At 64.3% G+C, this 21,524-nt stretch carries 20 protein-coding genes and 1 pseudogene; 10 read left to right on the top strand and 11 right to left on the bottom strand.

All coding sequences use genetic code 11. The features are described from left to right. The 4 genes and pseudogenes from GOSPT_RS01780 to GOSPT_RS01765 form a co-directional block, all read left to right on the top strand. Positions 1-473: GNAT family N-acetyltransferase (locus GOSPT_RS01780; protein WP_005202249.1), on the top strand; the 473-nt coding region annotated here is incomplete at its 5' end. Positions 474-576: 103 nt separating this feature from the next. After that, positions 577-2,061 (top strand): NAD(P)/FAD-dependent oxidoreductase, encoded by a 1,485-nt coding sequence (locus GOSPT_RS01775; protein WP_005202247.1) that lies wholly within the window; start codon positions 577-579, stop codon positions 2,059-2,061. Positions 2,062-2,204: 143 nt separating this feature from the next. Then, positions 2,205-3,536 (top strand): fatty acid desaturase family protein, encoded by a 1,332-nt coding sequence (locus tag GOSPT_RS01770; protein ID WP_005202245.1) that lies wholly within the window; start codon positions 2,205-2,207, stop codon positions 3,534-3,536. A gap of 89 nt (positions 3,537-3,625) precedes the next feature. Further along, positions 3,626-4,841, top strand: a pseudogene (locus GOSPT_RS01765) (fatty acid desaturase family protein). Here GOSPT_RS01765 and GOSPT_RS01760 read toward each other — a convergent pair. Next, complete coding sequence (locus GOSPT_RS01760) at positions 4,838-6,163, bottom strand: MFS transporter (RefSeq protein WP_245548675.1); 1,326 nt, start codon at positions 6,161-6,163, stop codon at positions 4,838-4,840. The pseudogene GOSPT_RS01765 and the gene GOSPT_RS01760 overlap by 4 nt on opposite strands. Before the next feature lie 113 nt (positions 6,164-6,276). Between GOSPT_RS01760 and GOSPT_RS01755 the strand changes: the two genes are divergently transcribed. Both GOSPT_RS01755 and GOSPT_RS01750 read left to right on the top strand, forming a co-directional pair. Further along, positions 6,277-7,170 carry a LysR family transcriptional regulator gene (locus GOSPT_RS01755; RefSeq protein WP_005202234.1) on the top strand — a complete coding sequence of 298 codons (894 nt, stop codon included), beginning with the start codon at positions 6,277-6,279 and terminating at the stop codon, positions 7,168-7,170. A gap of 49 nt (positions 7,171-7,219) precedes the next feature. After that, on the top strand, positions 7,220-7,435 hold the full coding sequence (locus tag GOSPT_RS01750) for a TOBE domain-containing protein (protein ID WP_005202233.1): 216 nt from the start codon (positions 7,220-7,222) through the stop codon (positions 7,433-7,435). A gap of 370 nt (positions 7,436-7,805) precedes the next feature. Here the strand turns inward: GOSPT_RS01750 and rsgA are convergent, their stop codons facing one another. The 4 genes from rsgA to GOSPT_RS01730 form a co-directional block, all read right to left on the bottom strand. After that, the gene (gene rsgA / locus GOSPT_RS01745) at positions 7,806-8,846 is read right to left on the bottom strand and encodes a ribosome small subunit-dependent GTPase A (RefSeq protein ID WP_005202231.1); all 1,041 of its coding nucleotides are present in this window, start codon (positions 8,844-8,846) and stop codon (positions 7,806-7,808) included. A 49-nt stretch (positions 8,847-8,895) separates the two neighbouring features. Further along, on the bottom strand, positions 8,896-10,161 hold the full coding sequence (aroA, locus tag GOSPT_RS01740; protein WP_005202229.1) for a 3-phosphoshikimate 1-carboxyvinyltransferase: 1,266 nt from the start codon (positions 10,159-10,161) through the stop codon (positions 8,896-8,898). Between the two features lie 44 nt (positions 10,162-10,205). Further along, positions 10,206-10,592, bottom strand: a complete 387-nt coding sequence (locus GOSPT_RS01735; RefSeq protein WP_039854304.1) for a VOC family protein — start codon at positions 10,590-10,592, stop codon at positions 10,206-10,208. 104 nt (positions 10,593-10,696) lie between these two features. Then, entirely contained in the window at positions 10,697-10,933 is a 237-nt protein-coding gene (locus tag GOSPT_RS01730; protein WP_005202218.1) for a hypothetical protein, read from the bottom strand. A 68-nt stretch (positions 10,934-11,001) separates the two neighbouring features. Here GOSPT_RS01730 and GOSPT_RS01725 point away from each other — a divergent pair, with 68 nt between their 5' ends. Beyond that, complete coding sequence (locus tag GOSPT_RS01725) at positions 11,002-11,340, top strand: DUF2200 domain-containing protein (protein WP_005202217.1); 339 nt, start codon at positions 11,002-11,004, stop codon at positions 11,338-11,340. An 8-nt stretch (positions 11,341-11,348) separates the two neighbouring features. Here the strand turns inward: GOSPT_RS01725 and GOSPT_RS01720 are convergent, their stop codons facing one another. Further along, a complete protein-coding gene (locus GOSPT_RS01720) occupies positions 11,349-13,049 on the bottom strand; it encodes a nucleobase:cation symporter-2 family protein (RefSeq protein ID WP_005202216.1) in 1,701 nt (566 codons plus the stop codon). A gap of 78 nt (positions 13,050-13,127) precedes the next feature. Between GOSPT_RS01720 and GOSPT_RS01715 the strand changes: the two genes are divergently transcribed. Next, a complete protein-coding gene (locus tag GOSPT_RS01715; protein ID WP_005202215.1) occupies positions 13,128-13,637 on the top strand; it encodes an NUDIX hydrolase in 510 nt (169 codons plus the stop codon). Between the two features lie 184 nt (positions 13,638-13,821). Continuing rightward, complete coding sequence (locus GOSPT_RS01710) at positions 13,822-14,574, top strand: class I SAM-dependent methyltransferase (protein WP_005202214.1); 753 nt, start codon at positions 13,822-13,824, stop codon at positions 14,572-14,574. Positions 14,575-14,627: 53 nt separating this feature from the next. On the opposite strand, the gene GOSPT_RS01705 is transcribed toward GOSPT_RS01710, so the two are convergent. Next, positions 14,628-15,389, bottom strand: coding sequence for an SDR family NAD(P)-dependent oxidoreductase (locus tag GOSPT_RS01705; protein WP_005202213.1), 762 nt, complete (start codon positions 15,387-15,389; stop codon positions 14,628-14,630). A 41-nt stretch (positions 15,390-15,430) separates the two neighbouring features. Continuing rightward, on the bottom strand, positions 15,431-17,257 hold the full coding sequence (locus GOSPT_RS01700) for an acyl-CoA dehydrogenase (protein ID WP_005202211.1): 1,827 nt from the start codon (positions 17,255-17,257) through the stop codon (positions 15,431-15,433). A 194-nt stretch (positions 17,258-17,451) separates the two neighbouring features. Here GOSPT_RS01700 and GOSPT_RS01695 point away from each other — a divergent pair, with 194 nt between their 5' ends. Further along, entirely contained in the window at positions 17,452-18,039 is a 588-nt protein-coding gene (locus GOSPT_RS01695) for a TetR/AcrR family transcriptional regulator (RefSeq protein ID WP_039854309.1), read from the top strand. Positions 18,040-18,161: 122 nt separating this feature from the next. Here GOSPT_RS01695 and GOSPT_RS01690 read toward each other — a convergent pair whose 3' ends face one another. The 3 genes from GOSPT_RS01690 to GOSPT_RS22755 all read right to left on the bottom strand — a co-directional run. Beyond that, positions 18,162-20,090, bottom strand: a complete 1,929-nt coding sequence (locus tag GOSPT_RS01690) for an HNH endonuclease signature motif containing protein (protein ID WP_005202199.1) — start codon at positions 20,088-20,090, stop codon at positions 18,162-18,164. 339 nt (positions 20,091-20,429) lie between these two features. After that, on the bottom strand, positions 20,430-20,915 hold the full coding sequence (locus GOSPT_RS01685; protein WP_005202196.1) for a hypothetical protein: 486 nt from the start codon (positions 20,913-20,915) through the stop codon (positions 20,430-20,432). A gap of 79 nt (positions 20,916-20,994) precedes the next feature. Next, on the bottom strand, positions 20,995-21,524 hold a 530-nt coding region (locus GOSPT_RS22755), incomplete at its 5' end, for a hypothetical protein (RefSeq protein WP_306302052.1).

Below are 21,524 nucleotides of genomic sequence, written 5' to 3'. Positions count from 1 at the left end.
TTCGAGAGACGCTCGACGACCCGATCTCGCGCAAGTACCTGTTCGGCAGGCCCGACCCGCTGACCGTCGAACATGCCGCGGCCGAGCGCACCAGGAAGTGGTGGACCGCTGCGCGAGGGGAGACCTGCACCTGGGCCGTCGCCGACAAGGAAACGGACCACTATCTCGCAGACATCTCGCTGTTCAAGATCGATCCGGTGGTCGGCGCCGAGATCGGCTTCTACACGCATCCCGAGGCGCGTGGTGCCGGCGTGCTCGGCGAGGCGTTCCCCGCGTCGGTGCGGCACAGCTTCGACGTCCTCGGTCTGCGCAGGCTGACGATGTTCGCGGCCGACTCCAACGAGGGCAGCAAACGCCTTGCGCTGCGCGCGGGCTTCAACGAGTTCGGCACCCAGCCGCTTGCCGCGAGCTCGGCGGGCAAGATCGAGGATCTACTCGGGTACGAACTGCTCGCCGACGCAGGCGATCACTAGCGCCTCTGTCCCCGAAAGCTGGGGCTTTTTGGTGGGTGGCCAAACCGGGACAATGGGATAAACGCAGCGGACCTGCCGCCACGCTCCGAATTCGGGAGAACCAATGGCATCCCAGAACAGTGCAGGTGCCGTAGCGGTGGCGAACGTCGACCTCTGCATCGTCGGCGCGGGAGTAGCGGGCTTGAATGCTCTCGCCGTGGCAACCGAATACCTCGACGCGGGCGCTCGGGCGGCTCTCGTCGATCGTCGTCCGGATGCGGGTGGTATGTGGAACGACACGTATTCCTATGTCCGGCTTCATCAGCCATATGAGTTCTTCACCGCCGGCGACATCGCCTGGAGGCTGCGTCGTGCGCCCGACTACCTTGCGACCAAGCCAGAGGTCCTCGATCACCTGCGGTACTGCCGCGACGTTCTCGCGGAACGAGTCGCGCTCGACGAGTACTACGGATGGACGATGGACCGATTCGATGAACACGCAGACGGCGTGCGCGTCCATCTCAGCGACCCCGCGGGTGGGAAACTCGTCCTCGACACGCCGATCCTGATCAACGCGTACGGATTCAACGTGACTCCCAATCAGCCTCTCGCGCTGAGCAGTTCGCAGGTGAAGTCGGTCTCGCCCGACTTCTTCGACTTCTCCGAGAATGACTTCACCGACACCAATACGCCGGTCTGGATCATTGGCGGCGGCAAGACCGCCATGGACACCGCCTATCTGATCACCACCAGAAATCCCGGACGTGAAGTGCATCTGGTGGCCGGTGCCGGGACGTTCTTCAACAATCGCGAGGCTGCTTTCCCAATCGGAATGCGCAGATGGTGGGCAGCCAAACCCGCCAGCCAGGTCTTCAGCTCGTTTGCCGACATGTACGACGGGACAAATGATCAGCAGGTGACCGCCGCCTACCGCGCGCGGTATGGAATCAGCCCGATGCCCGAGTCGCGTCGGTTCTTGAACGGCAACCTCTCACCATCTGAATGCGACGCCATCTCGGCTGCGCTCAGCGGCATTGTCACTGATTACCTTGTCGACGTCGTCGATCGAGATGGCATGCCGCAGCTGGTGTTCCGTAGTCATGAGGAGATTCCCGTCGTCCCGGGGAGTTGGGTGGTCAACTGCACCGGATACCTCCTTCGTGAGGATTCGACCGACGGCGATCCCTACGTGTCGAAAGGGGGTCGCGTACTCACCATCAACACCAGTTCGGCCACCTTCCAGTTCTCCACGTATGCCGCCTATTTCCTCACTCACCTCGCCTTCCTGGGCAAGCTCGATTCGGTGCCGCTGTACCAAACCGACCTCGGCGTGGTGGCACGCGGACACTCGCAGGCCGCGGTCGGTGTCAGTTGCTGTCTCGCGATGTACAACATCGGGCTGATTGCCGACGAGGTCCCGCTCAAGGTCTTGACCAACTGCGGGGTCGATTTTGACCGGTGGTCTCGGATGCCGCTGCGGCTCGCGTCGTCGACCCAATTCATGCTGACTCATCGGCGCAAGCGTGAGAACTATCGTCGCGCGCTGGACATCACCTCTAAACGGTTGGGGTTCAGTTGCGGGCCGCTCGTCGGGGCCACAGTCTCGTGACCACAGCGATCAACGTGTGCGCTCGTGCGCTGAACATGTCTGGACAGTCTGGCGTCCGTAACCTACGATTGCGTAAGTTACGCGAACGTAGCCACTGCAACGGCTCGTTCGACCCTGACCATCCGCGACCAGTGAGGACGCCCGTGGCGATCACCGACATCCCGGAGTACGCACATCTGAGCAAGGCTGATATCGAAGCGCTCGGTCGCGAGCTCGACAAGATCCGCGCCGACATCGAAGCCGACCGGGGGGAGCGCGACGCGCGGTATCTGCGCAACACGATCCGCTTCCAGCGCGGTCTCGAGTTGGTCGGCCGCGGACTGATCTTCGGTTCGACGCGTCGCTCGTGCTGGTGGGCGGGCGCGACGGCGCTCGGCGTCGCGAAGATCGTCGAGAACATGGAACTCGGCCACAACGTGATGCACGGGCAGTGGGATTGGATGAACGATCCCGAGGTGCACTCGACCACGTGGGAGTGGGACAACACCGACCCCTCGGCTCACTGGAAGCACACCCACAACTACATCCATCACAAGTACACCAACGTGCTCGGCATGGACGACGACGTGGGCTACGGACTGCTCCGCGTGACGCGCGACCAGCGGTGGCGTCCGTTCAACTACGGCAACCTCGTCTACAACACCCTGCTCGCGCTCTTCTTCCAGTGGGGGGTTGCCGCGCAGCATCTCGAGATCGGCAAGAAGCGTCGTACACCGGAGGCCAAAGCTCAGTTCCGCCGCGACCTCGCCGACGTCGGCAACAAGATCGGTCGTCAGGTCGGCAAGGATTACGTGATCTATCCGGGTCTTGCGGCTGCGGCAACCGCCGCGGTGACCAAGGGCGACGTCCGGGCGTCGGCGCGCGCGTTCGGTAAGGCCGCCACCGCCAACGCGCTGGGCAATGTCATCCGCAACGTGTGGAGCAATGCGGTGATCTTCTGCGGGCATTTCCCCGACGGTGCGGAGAAATTTACCAGGCAGGATGTCGACAGCGAGACGCAGGCTGAGTGGTATCTGCGACAGATGTTGGGATCAGCCAACTTTCGCTGCGGATTCCTGCTCGCTTTCTTGAGCGGAAATCTCTCGTACCAGATCGAGCACCATATCTACCCCGACCTCCCGAGCAACCGGCTCGCCGAGATCGCCGTCCGCGTCCAGGCGCTGTGCGACAAGTACGACCTGCCCTACACGACAGGGTCGTTCCCGCTGCAGTATGCGAAGTCTTGGCGGACGATCGCCAAGCTGTCGTTGCCGGACAAGTATCTCAAGGCGACCGCCGACGACGCTCCCGAGACGGCGTCGGAGCGTCGTTTCAAGACAGAACTCGACGAGGGAGTGCGCCTCGAGTCGGTCGTCGACCCGGTAAGTGGACGTCGACGCGGCTTGCGTAGCGCGATCCGGTCGCTGCGTGATCGGCGTCGAGGGCGTGCGGCAACGCCGACGGTGGTCACAGAACGTTCAACGCGCGCTGCCTGATCGTGAATACGACGACCCCACGCTACCGGCGGTTACTCGCGGGTAGGGTGGGTGTTGCACACACGCGGCGTGCGACATAATGGAGTGCAATGGCTATCACCGACATCAATGAATACGCACATCTGACTGACGCGGATGTCCGAGGCCTTGGGCGCCGAACTCGACGCCTTGCGGCGCGAGATCGAAGCCGATCGCGGCGAGCGCGATGTGCGTTATCTGCGCAGAACAATTCTCGCTCAGCGCGCCCTCGAGGTCGCGGGTCGGCTTGCGCTTTTCGGTTCGCACCGTCGTTCACTGTGGCTGCTCGGCACCGGTTCGCTGGCGCTGGCCAAGATCATCGAGAACATGGAACTCGGCCACAACGTGATGCATGGCCAGTGGGATTGGATGAACGATCCCGAGGTGCATTCCACCACCTGGGAGTGGGACATGGTGTGCGCTTCGCCGCACTGGAAGCACTCGCACAATTACATCCATCACAAGTACACCAACGTTATCGGGATGGATCACGACGTCGGCTACAATACGCTGCGCGTCACGCGCGACGAACCGTGGGAGGCCAAGCGTGCGATCCAACCGGTAACCAACCTCTTTCTGGCTGCCGGGTTCGAGTGGGGAATCGGACTACACGATCTCGCGATCGCGGATGTCATCGCAGGCAAGAAGTCCAAAGACGTTGCGATACCGCAGATCAAGGAGTTCCTGCGAAAGATCGGCAAGCAGGTCGGGAAAGACTACGTGCTCTTCCCCGGGTTGACCGGCCCGAACTTCGTGCACACGCTCACCGCCAATGTGACCGCGAACGTGATTCGCAATGTGTGGGCCTATGTTGTGATCTTCTGCGGGCACTTCCCCGACGGCGCAGAGAAATTCACGGCCGACACCCTCGACGACGAGACGCCCGGCCAGTGGTATCTGCGACAGATGCTCGGCTCCGCGAACTTCAACGCCGGGCCGGCGATGGCTTTCATGTCGGGCAATCTCTGCTACCAGATCGAGCATCACCTCTACCCGGATCTGCCGAGCAACCGCCTCGCCGACATCTCGGTACGCGTCCGCGAACTCTGCGACAAATACGACCTGCCCTATACGACGGGATCGTTGTGGGTCCAATACCTCAAGACGCTGCGGACCATCAACAAGCTCGCACTGCCCGACCGCTTCCTGCGTGATACCGCCGACGACGCACCCGAGACCGCGTCGGAGCGACGTTTCGCCGGTCTCGACAAGGCGATGGGCCTCAAGACCGCCATCGGCGAGGTGCGTCGACGACGTCGGCTGCGTCGTCGGGCTGGTCGGGCCTAGCTGGTCGCAGCGTTCGCGCGCAGGCGGCTGTGTGCCGCGACGCCCTGCACCGGGTGGTCGCGTTCGACGCGGGCGAAGGCGGCCCACAGGATCATCCCGGCGATTGCCGTTCCAGCGCCCGCCGCACACACCAGCGCCCATCCGCCGGTCTGGTACGCCCAACCGCCGAACGCCGAACCCAGGACTCCACCTGCGAAGTAGGCGACCATGTACGCGGTCGTCAGGCGTGATCGTGCTTCGTCGTCGAGCGAGTAGACGGCGGCCTGGTTGGCGATCTGCACTCCCTGGACACCGAAATCGAACACCAGCAGCGCGATGATCAGCACGATCACCTGATGTGCTCCCCAGTAGAGCAATGCCCAACCGGCGAGTTCGACGGCCCAGACGCCGTACTGCGTGTGGCGTAGGTATCCGCGGTCGGCGAGCTTGCCGACACGTGGCGCGGCCAGGGCACCTGCCACGCCTGCCAGACCGAAGAGGCCGATCGCGGCGTCGGAGAAGTGATACTCCGAGCCGTGCGCGCCGGCGAGCAGAAACGCGATGGCCGTCCACATTCCGCTGAACGCGGCCATGTTCAGGCCGCCGAGAAGCATGCGGTGGCGCAGCACGTTCTCGCTGCGGATCAGGGTGACGATCGACCACAGCACACGGGGATAGCTGGTCGACGACGCGTTGACCGGGGTGCGCGGTGCGAACCACCAGACTGCTGCCGCCATCGCGATCTGCACCACCGCGGCGACTGCCAACACCGTGCGCCAGCCGCCGACCTGCGCCACCAGCCCGCTGAACACTCGCGAGAAGAGGATGCCGACGAGCAGACCGCTCATCACTGTGCCGACGATCGCGCCGCGCTGACCGGGTGCGGCCACCGCAGCGGCCCACGGCACCACCACCTGCGCGGCCGACGCTGAGATACCGACCGCGAACACCATGATCATCAGGACCGCATACGACGGTGAGAACGCGGCAATCACCAACGCCGCGCATGAGACCACGAGCAGTCCGCCGACGAGGATTCGTCGATTGACGAAGTCGCCGAGCGGAACTACGAGGGCCAGGCCGATGAGGTATCCGACCTGAGTGACCGACACGACGAGACCCGCCGCGGCGGTCGAGATGTGGAAGTCGTTGCCGACCTCGTGCAGCAGCGGCTGCAGGTAGTAGAGGCAACCTGCCGACGACCCGGCAGTGATTGCGAACAGCAATACGACGAGGCGGCTCAGGCGCTTGATTTCACCCGGCTGCGTGGTGGGCACACTTTTTCGCTGGTTGTCTGCCGACGATCCGGCCGACGTGGGAGACGCGCACTCTGAAGAGGACATACGTCCATGGTGGGCCGTCTCCGGCATGATGGAAAGCGATGGATTTCGATACGGACATCACGTCTGTTGATACCCGTTCTCGTTGAGTGCTGAGGCGCGTAGGGAGGCCGGCTATGGAACTGCGACAGCTCGAGTACTTTCTCGCGTGCTGCGACCAGGGAACTTTCACCGCGGCCGCGCGGTCGTTGCATGTGGTGCAGTCGGCGGTGTCGACGGGCGTCGCCAAGCTGGAGCGCGAGCTGGGCGTGAAACTCTTCGACCGAACACGCACCGTGCTCGTGCTCACCGACGCCGGCCGTGCGGCGGTGGCGCCGGCCCGCGAGGCGTTGCGTGCGCGGGACGAGGTGCACGACGCACTCGCGGGACTGCGCGGCGAGATCCGGGGCGAGGTGGTGCTCGGTGCACTCGTCAATGTCGCGACGATCGACCTCGCGGGGGCATTCGAAGTCGTGCATCGGCGTCATCCGGGTATCTCGATCGCGATGCGCCAGAGTCCGCAGGGCAGTGCGGGCAACGTCCGGCTCCTGCGCAACGGCAGTCTCGATCTGACCTTGACCGGCGGACTCGTCGACGACCTCTCGGGCATCACGGTCCATTCGTTGGCCGCGGAGCCGCTGGTGTTGGTCACCCATCCCGACCACCCGCTCGCGTTGGCTGGGCGATTCGTCGCGGCCGATCTCGCCGACGAGCGCGTCATCGACTATCCGCCGGGCTGGGGTACGCGAACCATTATCGACCGTGAGATCCCGAATCGGCATTCCGTCATCGAGGTCGCCGACCAGGTGTTCGGTATTCAGTTGGCGCGCAGCGGTTTCGGAGTGACCGCCGTGCCCGCCAGCGTTGCGGCCGCCGAGTCAGGTGCGGGACTCGCCCACTGTGTCGACCGTGATCTCATGTGGGACATACACGTCGCGCACTCGGAATCGAGAAGCCTCACGACCGCGGCGAGCGCGGTCCTCGACATCATCCGAGAGGTGTGCGGGCCGCCCGGCGATGTGACAGCGTGAGTGGCAGCAGCACGGTGACACAGCAGCAAGACGACAGGGAAGGTGTGCGATGAAACTCTCGATCCGCAATCAGCTCGCAGGTGAGGTGGTGTCGGTGACACTCGGCGCCGTCAACGCCACGATCAAGGTTCGCCTCGACGGAGGCGACCAGATCGTCACGTCGTCGATCACCAAAGAGGCGGCAGAGGAACTGGGCCTCGCCGAGGGATCGCGCGTGTTCGCGCTCGTCAAGGCATCGGAGGTCAGCATCGGCGTCCCCGACTAGCGCTACCCCGCTGGTCGAGCTTGTCGAGACCACCCACCCGCTGCTCGACCGCCCACCCGCTGCTCGAGCGCCCACCCGCTGGTCGAGCTGGTCGAGCTCACCCACCCGCTGGTCGAGCTCACCCACCCGCTGGTCGAGCTTGTCGAGACCACCCACCCGCTGGTCGAGCTTGTCGAGACCACCCACCCGCTGCTCGACCGCCCACCCGCTGCTCGAGCGCCCACCCGCTGGTCGAGCTTGTCGAGACCACCGCTGCTCGAGCCGCATGCCGCTACTCGAGCCCAACCCCGCTGGTCGAGCTTGTCGAGACGACCCCGCTGCTCGAGCCCAGCCCCCGCTGGTCGAGCTTGTCGAGACCACCTGCGCTGGCTCAGCCCGCCTCGCCCCGGGGGTCGCCCTGGGCCTCCGTGTCGCCCCCCGACACCGCGCGCAGCAGGTGCCGCACGGCCATGGCGCGCCGGTACGAGTGTCCGGTCAGAGAGTCCAGTGCGCATTCGGGGTCGGCGGGCGGCCCGAGGTGGGTGCAGCCGCGCGGGCAGTTCTCGATCGCTTCGTGGAGGTCGTCGAAGGCGTTGACGATGTCGTCGGCGCTGACGTGCGCCAGGCCGAACGAGCGGATACCCGGCGTGTCGATCACCCAGCCGCGTGGCTTGTCGTCGTCGCCCGGCAGTGGCAGCGCAACCGACTGCGTCGACGTGTGGCGTCCCTTGCCGACGCCGCTGACGACCCCGGTGGCCCGTTCTGCTTCGGGGACAAGGCGATTCACCAACGTTGACTTTCCGACACCCGAGTGTCCGATGAGCGCCGTGCGGTGATTGGTGAGCAACGCCAGCACGTCGTCGAGCGGATCGTCGCGGCCTGCACGCACAACCGGCAGGTCGAGGTCGGCGAAAGCGGCAGCGAATTCGTCCGAGGAGGCGAGGTCGGTCTTGGTCAGACACAGGATCGGCGACAGCCCGCCGACATACGCTGCGGCGAGCGCTCTTTCGACGAATCCGGTGCGTGGGGGAGGGTCGGCCATTGCTGTGACGATGAGGAGTTGATCGGCGTTCGCGACGACGATGCGCTCATACGGATCGGTGTCATCGGCGGTGCGCCGCAACACAGTTCGACGCTCCGCCACCTTCACGATGCGTGCAAGGCTCCCGGAATCGCCGGAGAGATCGCCGACGAGAGACACGTCGTCGCCGACAACCACCGGCGTGCGGCCGAGTTCGCGGGCGCGCATCGCAACCACGCGTCGGTCGGGATCTCCGTCGATCACGCAGCCCCAGCGGCCCCGGTCGACCGACACGACCATCGCATGTTGCGCATCGTCGTGTGTCGGTCTGGTCTTGGTGCGCGGTCGGCTGCCCTTGCCCGGACGAATCCGCACATCGGATTCGTCGTAGCTGCTCGCGCGGCGGCTCACCGGCATCCTCCGTCAGGACACACTGTGAAAGCCTCTGCCGCGCGGTAGATCACGGATGTCCGACCATCTGCTGCCACATTCCGGGGAAGTCGGGCAACGTCTTCGACGTGGTCTCGATGTCGTCGACGGTGACGCCGGGGACCACGAGGCCGATGATCGCGCCCGCGGTTGCCATGCGGTGATCGGCATACGAATCCCATTGTCCGCCATGCAGTGGCGCCGGTCGGATGATCAGTCCGTCGTCGGTCTCGGACACATCACCGCCGAGCTTGTTGATCTCGGTGGCGAGCGCGGAAAGCCTGTCGGTCTCGTGGCCGCGCAGGTGGGCGATGCCACTCAGCACGGATTCCCCATCGGCGAGTGCACACACCGCGGCGATCGTCGGTGTCAGCTCGCCGATGTCGCGGAGGTTGCGGCTGATCCCGGTGAGGCGTTCTGGCCCGCGCACCGTCAGCACGCCGTCGAAAAGTTCTACGGTGCAACCCATCTCGGCGAGAATGTCGGCGATCTGTGCACCCGGCTGCGTGGTCGTCGCGGGCCAGCGTGGGATGCTGACCTCGCCGCCGGTGACCGCGGCCGCTGCGAGAAACGCTGCGGCATTGGACAAGTCGGGTTCGACGGCGACGTCGACGGCTTTGATCACACTCGGGGGTACGCGCCAGGTATCGGGTTGTGACGTGTCGACGACGACCCCCGCGGTGGCGAGCATCTCGACGGTCATGTCGATGTGCGGCGTCGACGGTACCGGAGCGCCGACGTGTCGCACTGTGATCCCGTTGTCGAATCGTGCTGCGGCAAGCAGGAGTCCCGACACGAACTGCGACGACCCGGACGCATCGATCGTGACCGTGCCACCGTCGGCCGAGCCCGTGCCGTGCACCACGAACGGCAGGCTGTCGCCGTCGACGCCCACCCCGAGGTCGCGCAGAGCGTCGAGGATGGTGGTGAGCGGCCGCTGCCGGGCCTGTGGGTCGCCGTCGAATGCGACGTCGCCGGAGGCGAGCGCGGCCACCGGCGGCAGGAATCGCATGACTGTGCCCGCCAGGCCGCAGAACACCTCGCCCGCATGTAGCGGCCGAGGCTCGATCGAGACGGTCGTGGGATCGGCGGGGTCGACGCGGACTCCGATGCCGAGTTCGGTGAGCGCCGACAGCATGAGGTTGGTATCGCGACTGCGCAGGGTTCCGGTGATTGTCGACGGTCCGTCGGCCAGCGCCGCGAGCACCAGCGCGCGATTGGTGATGGACTTCGACCCGGGCAGGTCGACGGTGGCCTGAATATGGCCGTCGGCGAGGGGCGCAGTCCAGATGCTCATGCGTTCAGTCTCGCATGTCGTGCGTGCACCGCCGGATGCCCAACTCAGCGGTTGTCCAACCGCAGCGGATGATCGGCAGGTACCTCGACGAGGATGAGGGTGCGTCCGTCGGGGTCGACGACGTGCATTTCGATGAGGCCCCACGGCTCGGTCAGCGCCTCCCTGCGGATGTGAACTCCCAGTGCGCTCAGCTCGCGCTGGGTCGCGGCGACGTCGCGCACCTGAATCCACAGCGCGGCCCCGTTCGCGTGGCCGTCGGGCAGGTCGGTGCTCATGTGGCCGGGTACTTCGATCAAGCCGTTGCCCGCGTGGAAGACCAGGCCGCCCGGGTACTCACGCGCGATCGCGAGATGGAGTTTGTGGCGGTAGAAGTGCTGAAGAGCCTCGGGATCACGCGACCGCAACAGGATGCGACTACTCAGGATCTCCATGTCTTCAGTGTCTACACGGTTACCGACGAGTCGGACACCAGCCATCGCGGCGCGTCAGGACTTGCTGACGTGACCCGTTGTCAGGACGCCGCCGGCTGACGGTGTCACTGCCCCTCGGTGGTCCCGTCGCTGCCGCCGAGCGCGTGACCGCGATTGACGTCGTTGCCGTGGCGGGCGGCCTCGTAGATCGCCTTCTCGCGGGCGATGCGATCGGTCTCACCGATCGGTGTGGCGTCGCCGAAAGCGAACGCCGATTCGTGAGGTTGCTCGTGTGGGATGTCGGGATCGTCGACCTCGGGGTCGTCGGTGTCGGGGCTGTCGGGCTCGGGGCTGTCTGACATGCACCAACGATAGGACTCATCCGCTGGTGGCGCGGGGAGACGGCACAGCGACCCGTTACCGTCGAGGAATGCACCGCATCTTCACTACGAGCTTTGCCGACGTCTACCCGCTCTACGTCGCCAAAGTGGAGCGCAAGGGTCGCACCAAAGCCGAACTCGACCAGGTCATCTGCTGGCTCACGGGATTCGACGACGCCGCGCTCACCCGACACATCGAGGACGGCACCACCTTCGAGGAGTTCTTCGACGACGCACAGCTCAACCCGCGCGCAGAACTCATCACAGGCGTCGTCTGCGGCAAGCGTGTCGAGGAGATCGACGACCCGCTCATGCGCAAGATTCGCTACCTCGACAAGCTGGTCGACGAACTCGCCAAGGGCAAAGCCATCGAGAAGGTGCTGCGGTAGGTCCCAGCTCAGGCCGGTGTGTCTTGTCCGCGGCTGGAGAACTTGCCGTCGGTGACGTCGTCCCACTTGTCGAACAGGCTCGTCACCTTCGGGTCGCCGAGAGCCTTGATCTCGTCGCACAAATCCTTCGGTGCCGACGGGTTGGTGACGATGAACGGATGCAGTCCGGGGTCGTGCTCGGCCAGGATGCGTAGGGTCTGCGGACTCGTGTTCGGGTCCGCGGCGGCGAGTGCGTCGCGCGGATCGAAAGCGGCCCCGCGCGGAGCGTCGGACCCCGAGATCCCGACGTTGTCGCCCGCGACGTCGATTTCACCGGTGTTGTGGTAATCGACGGGATCGGTAGATGTGCTGCGCCAGTTGAAGACCAGATTCAGCACGATGGCGCAGATGGCTCCCGCCGAGATTCCCGAGTGGAAGATGGTTTGGAACCAGTCGGGGAACTTGGCGTAGAGGTCGAGCGCAACGGGGACCTTGTCGTCGTTGGTATACGACAGGCTCGCCTCGGTGAGCATCGCGACGCCGATGGAGATCGCGACGACCAGGATGTTGGAGTTGTTGAACTTCACCTTGGTCAAGGTTCGCACGCCGCTCGCGGCGACCATGCCGAACAGCGCGACACCCGCACCACCGAGGACGGGCTGAGGAATGCCCTCGATGATCGCGGCCATCTTGGGAACCAGCCCCAGGACCACCAGGATGACGCCCGCGCACGTTGCGACGTGACGCGACTTGACGTTGGTGATCGCCACCAGCCCGACGTTCTGCGCGAACGCGGTATACGGGAAGGTGTTGAAAATGCCGCCAAGTACGGTGCCTGCACCGTCGGCGCGCATGCCGTCGGCCAGACGCTGCGGCGTGATCTTCTCGTCGACGATCTCTCCGACGGCCACGATGTCGCCGGTGGTCTCGGTCATGATGACCAACGCGACGATGATCATCGCGATGATCGAGCTGACGTCGAAGCTGGGGAAGCCGAAGTAGAACGGTTCGGGTACGGCGAACCATGAGCTCGATCCGACGTGGCTCCAGTCGGTCATCCCGAACGGAATCGAGATGAGTGTTCCTGCGACGAGGCCGAGGAGGATCGAGACGCGTTTGACGGCGGGCGGCCCGAATCGTTCGAGCAGGATGATGATCAGCAACGTCAGGAAGCCGAAGGCGATGGACTTGGGAGCACCGAAGTCCTCACCCTTCGCGGTGCCGCCGCCGAACCAACCCGCGGCGACGCTCATCAGTGAGATACCGATGATCAAGATGATCGTGCCGGTCACCAGTGGTGGGAAGAATCTGATGAGCCGTCCGACGATGGGCGCCACGAGCATCATGAACAGGCCGCACGCGATCACCGAGCCATAGATCGCGGTGATGCCGTGGTTGAGGCCGATGGTGATCATCGGGCCGACGGCCGCGAACGTCACGCCCTGCATCAATGGGAGGCGCACTCCGAAGCGCCAGAACCCCACTGCCTGCACAATCGTGGCGATACCTGCGACGAAGAGGTCGGCCGTGATCAGATGCACGATCTCGTCCGAGCGCATCTGCCCTGCGCCGACCATCGCCCCGCCGACGATCAGCGGAACGGCTACCGCGCCCGCATACATCGCCATCACGTGCTGTAGGCCCAGGGGGAACAGTCGCGCCAGCGGTGGGATGTCGTCGACCGCGCGGGCGGCCTTCCTGCCATGTTTGATCGTGTCGAGAACGGTCACGGATCATTGTTCTACTTATCGGACGTTTCGGACACGACGCGATCGTGTGACGTCCCTGTTTCCGCCAGAATATATTGCGTGGACAAGCGCACTCCCCGACACAGTTTCGGGCTTCTGGTGTTCCGACGCACCGACGGGGCAGTGTCGAACGAAGCCGGCTCTCTCGGAGGAGTCGAGGTACTCATCGCGCACCCGGGTGGTCCGCTGTGGGCGCGCAAGGACGAGGGCGCGTGGTCGGTGCCCAAGGGGCTGCCGGAGGCCGACGAGTCGCCGCTCGACACCGCACGCCGCGAGTTCGCCGAGGAGATCGGGCACGCCGCTCCTCAAGGTGAGGTCATCGAACTCGGTGACGTGCGCCAGAAGAGCGGCAAGGTCGTCACCGCCTTCGCTGTCGAGGGAGACCTCGACGTGTCGACCGTCGTCAGCAACACCTTCGAGATGGTGTGGCCGCCGCGGTCGGGGTGTATGCAGACATTTCCCGAAGTCGATCGGGCGCAGTGGTGTGGCCTCGACGAGGCGCGCGTGAAGCTGAACCCCGCGCAGGCGGAGTTCGTCGATCGACTCGAATCGGCGCTCGGCAAGCAGTGAACCTCCACAACCAGTGAACCTCCACAACCACTGGACGCCGCCTTTCACCGTTCGCTGACAACCATTGTCGTTAAGGGTGTGGTGTCACTACGGTGGGTTGCATGACAGATCATGCGGCGGGTTTCAGGTTAATCGGCTTGTTCAATTCGATCGGAACCGATTTCGACGCCTTGCGACCGAGTCTGTGGGGCCTGCGGGTCAGGCTCTGGTCGACGAACTCGACATCCGGCCAGGGGAGCGCATCCTCGACATCTGTTCGGGGACCGGAGCGAGTGCGCTACCCGCTGCTCGGGCTACCGGATCGGCAGGCACGGTCGTCGCAGTCGATTTCGCGTCCGAACTACTCGACATCGCCGCTGCCAATGCGGCTGACGAAGGTCTGGAGATCGACTGCGTCGTCGCCGACGTCACGGCATTGAAAGCCGGAACATCGCCCTGCGTAACACCTTTCGACGTGGTGGCGTGTTCGTTCGGGATTTTCTTCCTTCCGGACATGGACGACGCCGTGCGCAACGTGTTGAGTCTGCTGCGCCCGGGAGGGCGGATGGGGGCGTCGATCTGGCACGCCGACAGCCTTCGTGAGTTCAGCGAGATCTACCGCGCATCGGTTGCGGAGGTGGCAGGCGAAACGTCACATCAAGGGCCGCGTAGCGGGAGTCGGATGCCGATCAGTCATATCGACACCGAAGAGTCTGTCTCGCAATGGTTCACGACGTTGGGCGCCCAGAAGGTCGACACGTCGGTGTACCGACTGCGCATCGAGTGCACGCCGGACTTCGCCTGGAAGTTGGTGGTGGGCACGGGGATGCGTGGCGCACTCACACCACTCGACGACGAGCAGATCGCACAGGTGCGGCAGGTGTTCCTCGAACGGCTGGCATCCGAGGGGCCCGCAGAGGTCAACTGCGACACACTGATCGCGGTGGCGACGGTTTGAATCGCCACCGCGGTCAATGGTTGTGTCGGGCGGTTGCGCGGGCGGTAGCCGATCTAGGTGACCGTGATTCCGCCGTCGACCGCGATCGTCTGGCCGGTGACGTAGCCGCCTGCGGCCGAGCTCAGCCAGATCGCCGTGGCCGCGAGTTCCGAGGGATCTCCCATACGTCCCAGCAGGACTCGCGGCATCTGCGACTCGATGTATCCGGGTGCGTAGGTGTCTGTCATCTCGCTCTCGAAAAACCCGGGTGCAATCGCGTTGACGCGGATACCCTTTCGAGATCCCCACTGTTGGGCCAGATCGCGGGTGAGGCCGACGATGGCAGCCTTGCTCGCCGCATAGGCGGCCTGGGGGAGACCTGCGGTGGTCAGGCCCAAGATGCTGGAGATGTTGACGATAACGCTGCCCGGCTGCATGACTCGGCCCGCGGCCTGAGCCATCCAGTACGAGCCGTTGAGGTTGACGTCGATGACCGAACGGAACTGCTCCGGCGTCTCACGCGTTGCCGGTACCGCGGTGCCGATGCCCGCGTTGTTGATGAGGATGTCGACGCGGCCGAAAGTTTCGACGGCGCTGTCGATCACGCGCTGGCAGTCCGCGGGGTCGGAGACATCTGCCGCCACGGTCAGGGCTTTGCGTCCGAGTGCCTCGACCTGTGCTGCGGTCTCGGTCAGCCGGTCGGCGCGTCGGGCGGCGAGTACGACGTCGGCGCCTGCCTCCGCGAAGGCCGTGGCGAAGCGTACGCCGAGTCCCGACGAGGCGCCGGTGACGACGACGACCTTGTCGGTCACGTTGAACAGATCGAGTACTGACATGAAGTCTCTCCTGAGTCGATCGTGCGGGGATGTGTTGTGGGTCAGAATATTTCGGGACGCGCGTCGAGCGTCGTGCGGTCGAGCGCTGCGAGCAGGTCGAACTGGGCGTCGACCTTCGGTAGCTCATAGGTGAAGAAGTACTGCGCTGCGACGCGTTTGCCGTCGTAGAAGTCTCCGGTCTTGTCTGCGACGGCGAGCAGTTGCTCGAGCCACATCCAGGCGATGACGATGTGTCCGGTGGCTTCGAGGTATGCGGTGGCGTTCGCGAGCGAGACCGCGACATCTCCTGCCGACCACACCTGCCCGGTCACGGTGACGAGTCGTTGGACGCGACTGCGCAATTCGTCGGCGAGAGCCGCAGTGGCGGGAGTGGAGCCAGCGCGGTCGGTGGTCTGGGTGATCGTGTTCGCGAGCAGTTCCAGGCCGGCTCCGCCATTCATGATGACCTTGCGGCCGAGCAGGTCGAGTCCGTGGATGCCATGTGCGCCCTCGTGGATGGGGTTGAGACGGTTGTCGCGGTAGAACTGCTCGACGGGGAACTCGCGGGTGTAACCGTAGCCGCCGTGAATCTGGATGGCGAGATCGTTTGCGGTCAAACACCATTGGGACGGCCACGACTTGGAGATCGGCGTGAGGACATCGAGCAGCAGGCCCGCTCGAGTTGCCTCGCTTGCGTCTCCGGTCCGCTGCAGGTCGACGAGCTTGCCGGAGTACAGGCCGAGCGCGAGTGCCCCTTCGACATAGGCCTTCTGCGCCAACAACATCCGTTTGACGTCGGCGTGCTCGATGATCGGGACGGGCTTGGAGGTCGGGTCCTTCTGGTCGACAGGACGCCCCTGCGTGCGAACCTTGGCGTACTCGAGGGATGTGAGGTAGCCCGCGTAACCCAGTGATGTTGCGAGGAATCCGACGCCGATGCGCGCCTCGTTCATCATGTGGAACATGTACTGGAGGCCTTTGTGCTCCTCGCCAACCAGGTAGCCGACCGCGCCGGGAACGGAGTGAGCGGGCGGGTTTTGTTCAGCGCCGGTGGATTCCGCGCCGGAGTTTTGTTCAGTGCCGTAGGTGCCGTCGCCGAAGTTGAGGAGGCAGTTGGTGGTCGCGCGCTGGCCCATCTTGTGGTTGAGGCCGACGAGTGCGACGTCGTTGCGGGTGCCCTCCGGCAGGTACTTGGGAACGATGAACAGCGAGATGCCCTTTACTCCCGGCTTGCCGCCCGGAGCCTTGGCGAGCACGAGATGCACGATGTTCTCACCGAGTTCGTGGTCGCCTGCCGAGATCCACATCTTGGTTCCGGTGATGCGGTAGGTGCCGTCGTCAGTCGGTGTCGCCTTGGTCGTGATGTCGGCGAGTGAGGATCCGGCCTGCGGCTCGGACAGGCACATCGTGCCGAAGTAGCGTCCCTCGACCATGGGGCGAACCCAGGTGTCGATCTGTTCTGGTGTGCCGTACTCGGCGATCAGATTGGCGTTGCCGATCGTGAGGAACGAGTACGACGACATGCCTGCATTCGCCGCCTGGAACCACGACTGCGCAGCGAGACTCACGACGCTCGGCAATTGCATGCCGCCGAGCGATTCGTCGAACGAGCCCGCGCCCAGGCCCGCCTTGATGAACTCGGCGATGCCCGACTGGATTTCGTCGGGCAAGACGACGGCACCGTCGTCGCCGACGTAGGGCTCCTGGGTGTCGCCGAGTCGGTTGACCGGCGCGAAGCGTTTGGTCGCGAGGTCGGCGGCGAGTTCGAGCACGGCGTCGAATGTGTCTCGGGAGTGTTCGGCGAAGCGTTCGCGCTCGGTCAGTGACTCGACGTCGAGCCACTCGTAGAGCATGAATTCGAGGTCGCGCTTGGAGATCGGTTCGGCCATGACACTTTCCTTGAGGCAGCGGATTGCTGGCTGCTCGACACGACGATCGGGTCACACGATCCGAAGTCCGACGTGACGGAATCGTCGTCCTAAGCAGTCGCTCATTTTATGAGCACTCGCTTATACTGCCTGGTGTGCCGGTTTGGGTCAACCATCAGGCGGGAATTCGACGAGCGAAACGGGGTGACGGCGACGTGACGACGCGGGAGTCGGCTGCAGCGCAGCGCATACGCGATGCGGCAATTGTGTCGTTCGCCCAACTCGGCTATGCGGGCACGTCGACGCGGCAGATCGCTGCCTCGTTGAAGATGAGCGCCGCGGCGATGTACCCACACTTCCGGTCGAAAGAGGACCTGCTGTACTCGATCGCCCTCGACGGACACCGCAGCGTCTACGAGGCGCTACGCGAAGTCGACGATCCGTCTGACCCGTACGCGGTTCGTCTGGAGAACGTCGTGAGTGCCTTCGCGCGGTGGCAGGCGGAGCACCACGAGCTGGCCAAGGTGGTCCAGTACGAACTGGGTGCGCTCACCGCCGATCACTACCGTTCGATCAGCGCGGTTCGACGCAAGACGACCGCAATTCTCGCGACGATCGTCGCCGGAGGGGTCGCGGCCGGGGAGTTCGCGGCCGACGACCCGGACGATGTGGTGCTCGCCATCTCATCGCTGTGCGTCGACGTGTGCCGCTGGTTCCCCAGTCGAGATCACCGCGACCCCGGCACGCTGGGCACCGCGTACGCGCGTATGGCCCTGCGCATGGTGTTGGCGCGCGAGGGTTGATTCGAACAGGGTTGATTCGACGCCCAACCACGTCAGCCCCGCCACCGGATGTACGGTGCGGGGGGCTGACGGGTTGCTGACGGGTTGCGGTGCAACAGGATTGGCGGCGACGCCGCAGCCAGTCAGGCTGCGTCAGACAGCGGCGGGTCGACGCCGCCAGGCGAGTCGGGTGCGGCCGGCGGGTCCGGTTCAGGTGACGCGCCGGGGTCGGATGGCCCGCCGGGGTCCGTCGGCGGGTCCGGGTCGAGTTGGAGTGGTCTGGGTGGGTTCCACGTGAAGTCGACGCGCTTCTCGCGGGCCGGGGTGTCGTCGGTGAGCATGCTCGCCACCAGTCGCAGTTCGACGCCGGTGAAGATCTGCTCATACGCGCTCGGCGTATCCGTTTTCCGGCGTGGCGATACAGCAGCGCCGCCAACGCTGGGTTCGCCTGCGCCGGTCATGCCGCTCGAACTCGCACCGCCGGCCGTTGTAATTCCTGCAGGATGCCCGGTGGTGTCGGTCGCGGTGTGTTCGGCGTTGATCTGCTCGGTGCCGGTGTGCGCGGTGCCGGTGTGCTCGGAGGCGAGGTAGTCGCGGAAGTCGGCGGCCACGTCGGCCATTCGGTTCACATGTTCACGATTGGGTGGCATGCCGGGACTGGCGTTCAACCGCCACGCCACTCGTCCGGTGTCGGGACCGTCGGTGATCATTCGCGTTGTGTACTGGCCGATATTCGGTCCGACCTTGCTGTTGTGCACGTCGCATGCGGGCACCAGTTGGTCGATATCGGTGAGTCCACCCTTCGCCCAGTCCTTGGCGGCGTGATGCATCTGTACTCGCGACGCGGGTTGGGTACAACCCGGTGCTGAACACATCCCGCCGCCATCGGAGGCGAACGAGGCGAAGCGTTGTCCGAGGGTGGCGATCCTTTTCGATCGACCCAAATACAGTGGCACGCTGGTGTGTTCGGCGAACACTGCGAGGAATGGCTGCGCGCCGCTGGTGGCAGCCATCTCGATCAGATCCTTGATCGGCAGTAGCGCTCCGGAGGCGGTCTGCGCCAAACCAGCCTGCTGCTCGAGTTCGGTGAGACTGGTTTTGACGATCACCTGGATCGGCAGCCCGCGATGAGACTTGCCGAGCATGCCGGAGTCGAGCACACGAGCCAGCAGCGCAGAGAAGGCGTCATGATTGCGTTGCGCTGCCGATCGCTCGTCACGTTGTGCCGCTGCGCGGAGCAGGTCGGGATCAGCCGAACCGACAGGTCCTGACGGCGAGTCGGGATCATCGGGATTGTTCATACCGGGTTTGCCCCACGCATCCAGCACCGCATCCAGACGCGCGCGTGCGGCCGGATCGAGATCGGCGGTCAGCCGTGACATCAGTTGCGCATCTTGCCGATTCACCCAGAACGCACGACGACGCTTGCGGTCTTTGGCGTCTGTCAGTGAGCCGTCGGGATCGAGATGGGCCAACAATCGTGCCCCGAGACTGCTGATTTCAGCCGGAGTGTATGAAGTCGCATAATCTGCCATCTGCACCTCGGCTGCCGCACGCGTCTCTGCGGGAACGGCGCGAGGGATCTTGTTGAGCACATCGATGACGGCCCGTGCATGTGCGGGCGCCACCAATCCCTGCGCCACACGCTCGGCCAGGGTTGGACACTTCGGGGCCACTCGCTCACCCAGTATCGAGGTGAACGTGCCGGTTTCGGCGATCAGCCAATACCTGGCCGCAGGGTCACCGACGTGCAGATGACTGGCCAAAAACCCACTTAGATTGCGGTAGCCCAGCCTACGGTCGGCACTGCGATCAGACACCTCGACCACCAGACGGTCGGTCACAGCTCCCGAGGTGCGCCGAGCCAGCCGCTCGGCAACCTGCGCAGCTTCTACGAGGACTCCGTCCGACAGCGCCGACGCATCAACCTCAGCCAACGTGTCCAAGGCTGCTGACAGACGTGACAGTTGCTCAGCCACCGCGGCATCGGCCGAACCTGGCACGGTTGAAGCCAAAGCGGAAGGCGTGCTGAGGTTTTCGTCGATCTGCTCGTCGTGAAATTCTGTGGCCATCTGTTCTCACCCCCGCCCGTGAGTATCCGTTACAGAGAATCGGCTGCCGAGATCGAGCCGATCAGCCTCTTCGAATATGTGTTCTATGCTACCTGACGAAACGGGCATCCGCCAGGAGAATCCGAACAGTCTTTCGATGAGAGACGGTGTCCTCTTCGGGTGTGATCTCATCTCCCAGAACACCGCGGAGACGCTTCAGCTCGCAAGTCCCCGCACGGCTGTGGCGCGACTACAGAGCGTCGCGAACAGGCCAAGCTGAGCGAACGGGGTGCGGCAGAACCGTTGCATCGCCTTACGTCCCAACCTGCTTACACTCAATTGTCACGTCGAGCTGGGGAGTCATCCGGTCGGAGCTTCATCGTTTCCGGTGGGCCGCAGCGCATACGACGGGGGCACCGTGCCGTTTTTGTAGTAGTAGAACCAAATGTCGGCTGCTTCGGCAGCAGCGAAGACCTCGTTCGGATAGACCCGCGTCGGGTACTCACCCACGTGGATGGTCACTGATGGTGGCGACGTCAAGTCCGCTGCCGGTGGCCGCCCTACCGTGAATAGTCCCGTACGGCCTTGTCCGCCCGGTAGTCGAACCTCGACAGTCATTTCCTGAGCGCTGCCGCCCACTTGTAGAAAAGCTGTCTTGGCGTCATCGATTTCTGCGTCGGTGAAGTCTTGTTGCCAACCGGGACGGGGCAGCCGCCACATGACTCGTGCGTAACGCGTTCGACCATCGAGCGCATCGAGCGGCGTACGAAACGAGTAGAGCGTCTCGTTCGGTCCCAACCACATCTCGTAATCCATCGCGTTGACCACGTGCGTCGGAACTGCCATGGCTAACTCACCTACCCCTCACCGCTCCCGATTTCAAACGCGACGCTGCGCTCGTGTGCGGATTTTTATCCTGCGCTGTCTAGTCGGATGAGGATTCGCCGCTTGTGAACGGGCGCAGCACATAGGAGTCGGGGACAGTGTCGTGCGTGTAGTAGTAGAAGCAGAGGTTTGCTGCTTCGGTGGCATCGAAGACTTCGTTTGGGTACACGAGTGTGGTGTGGTCGGCAACTGCAATCGTTATTGACGGGGGGCTGGTTGTGTCCGCAGCAGGGGGTCGTCCAACGGTGAACAGTCCCTCGATCCCGCGTCCCCCTCGGAAGCGAACTTCCACTGTCATTGCGGATGCGCTGCCTGCCACTTGCAGGAATGCTTCCTTTGCGTATTCGATATCGGTCTGAGTGAAGTCCTCCGACCAGCCGGGGTGGGGCAGCTTACAGATGAGTTCGGTGTATAGCTTGTGGCCATCAAACTGTTGCAGAGGTATGAGAAAGGACCCCAAGTCATCGTCAGGACCGATAAAGGACCTTAGTCCTGGGCTGTCGATCAGATGTGTCTGCATTGCCGAATTCAGCCTTCTCCCTTTTCGCCTGGAACCTCGATGTCTCGAAT

The organism is Gordonia sputi NBRC 100414 (genome assembly GCF_000248055.1).
In the GTDB taxonomy this organism is placed as follows: Bacteria; Actinomycetota; Actinomycetes; order Mycobacteriales; family Mycobacteriaceae; genus Gordonia; species Gordonia sputi.
The sequence above is the reverse complement of the archived record's forward strand: the minus strand, read 5'-3'. Positions and strand labels throughout refer to the sequence as shown.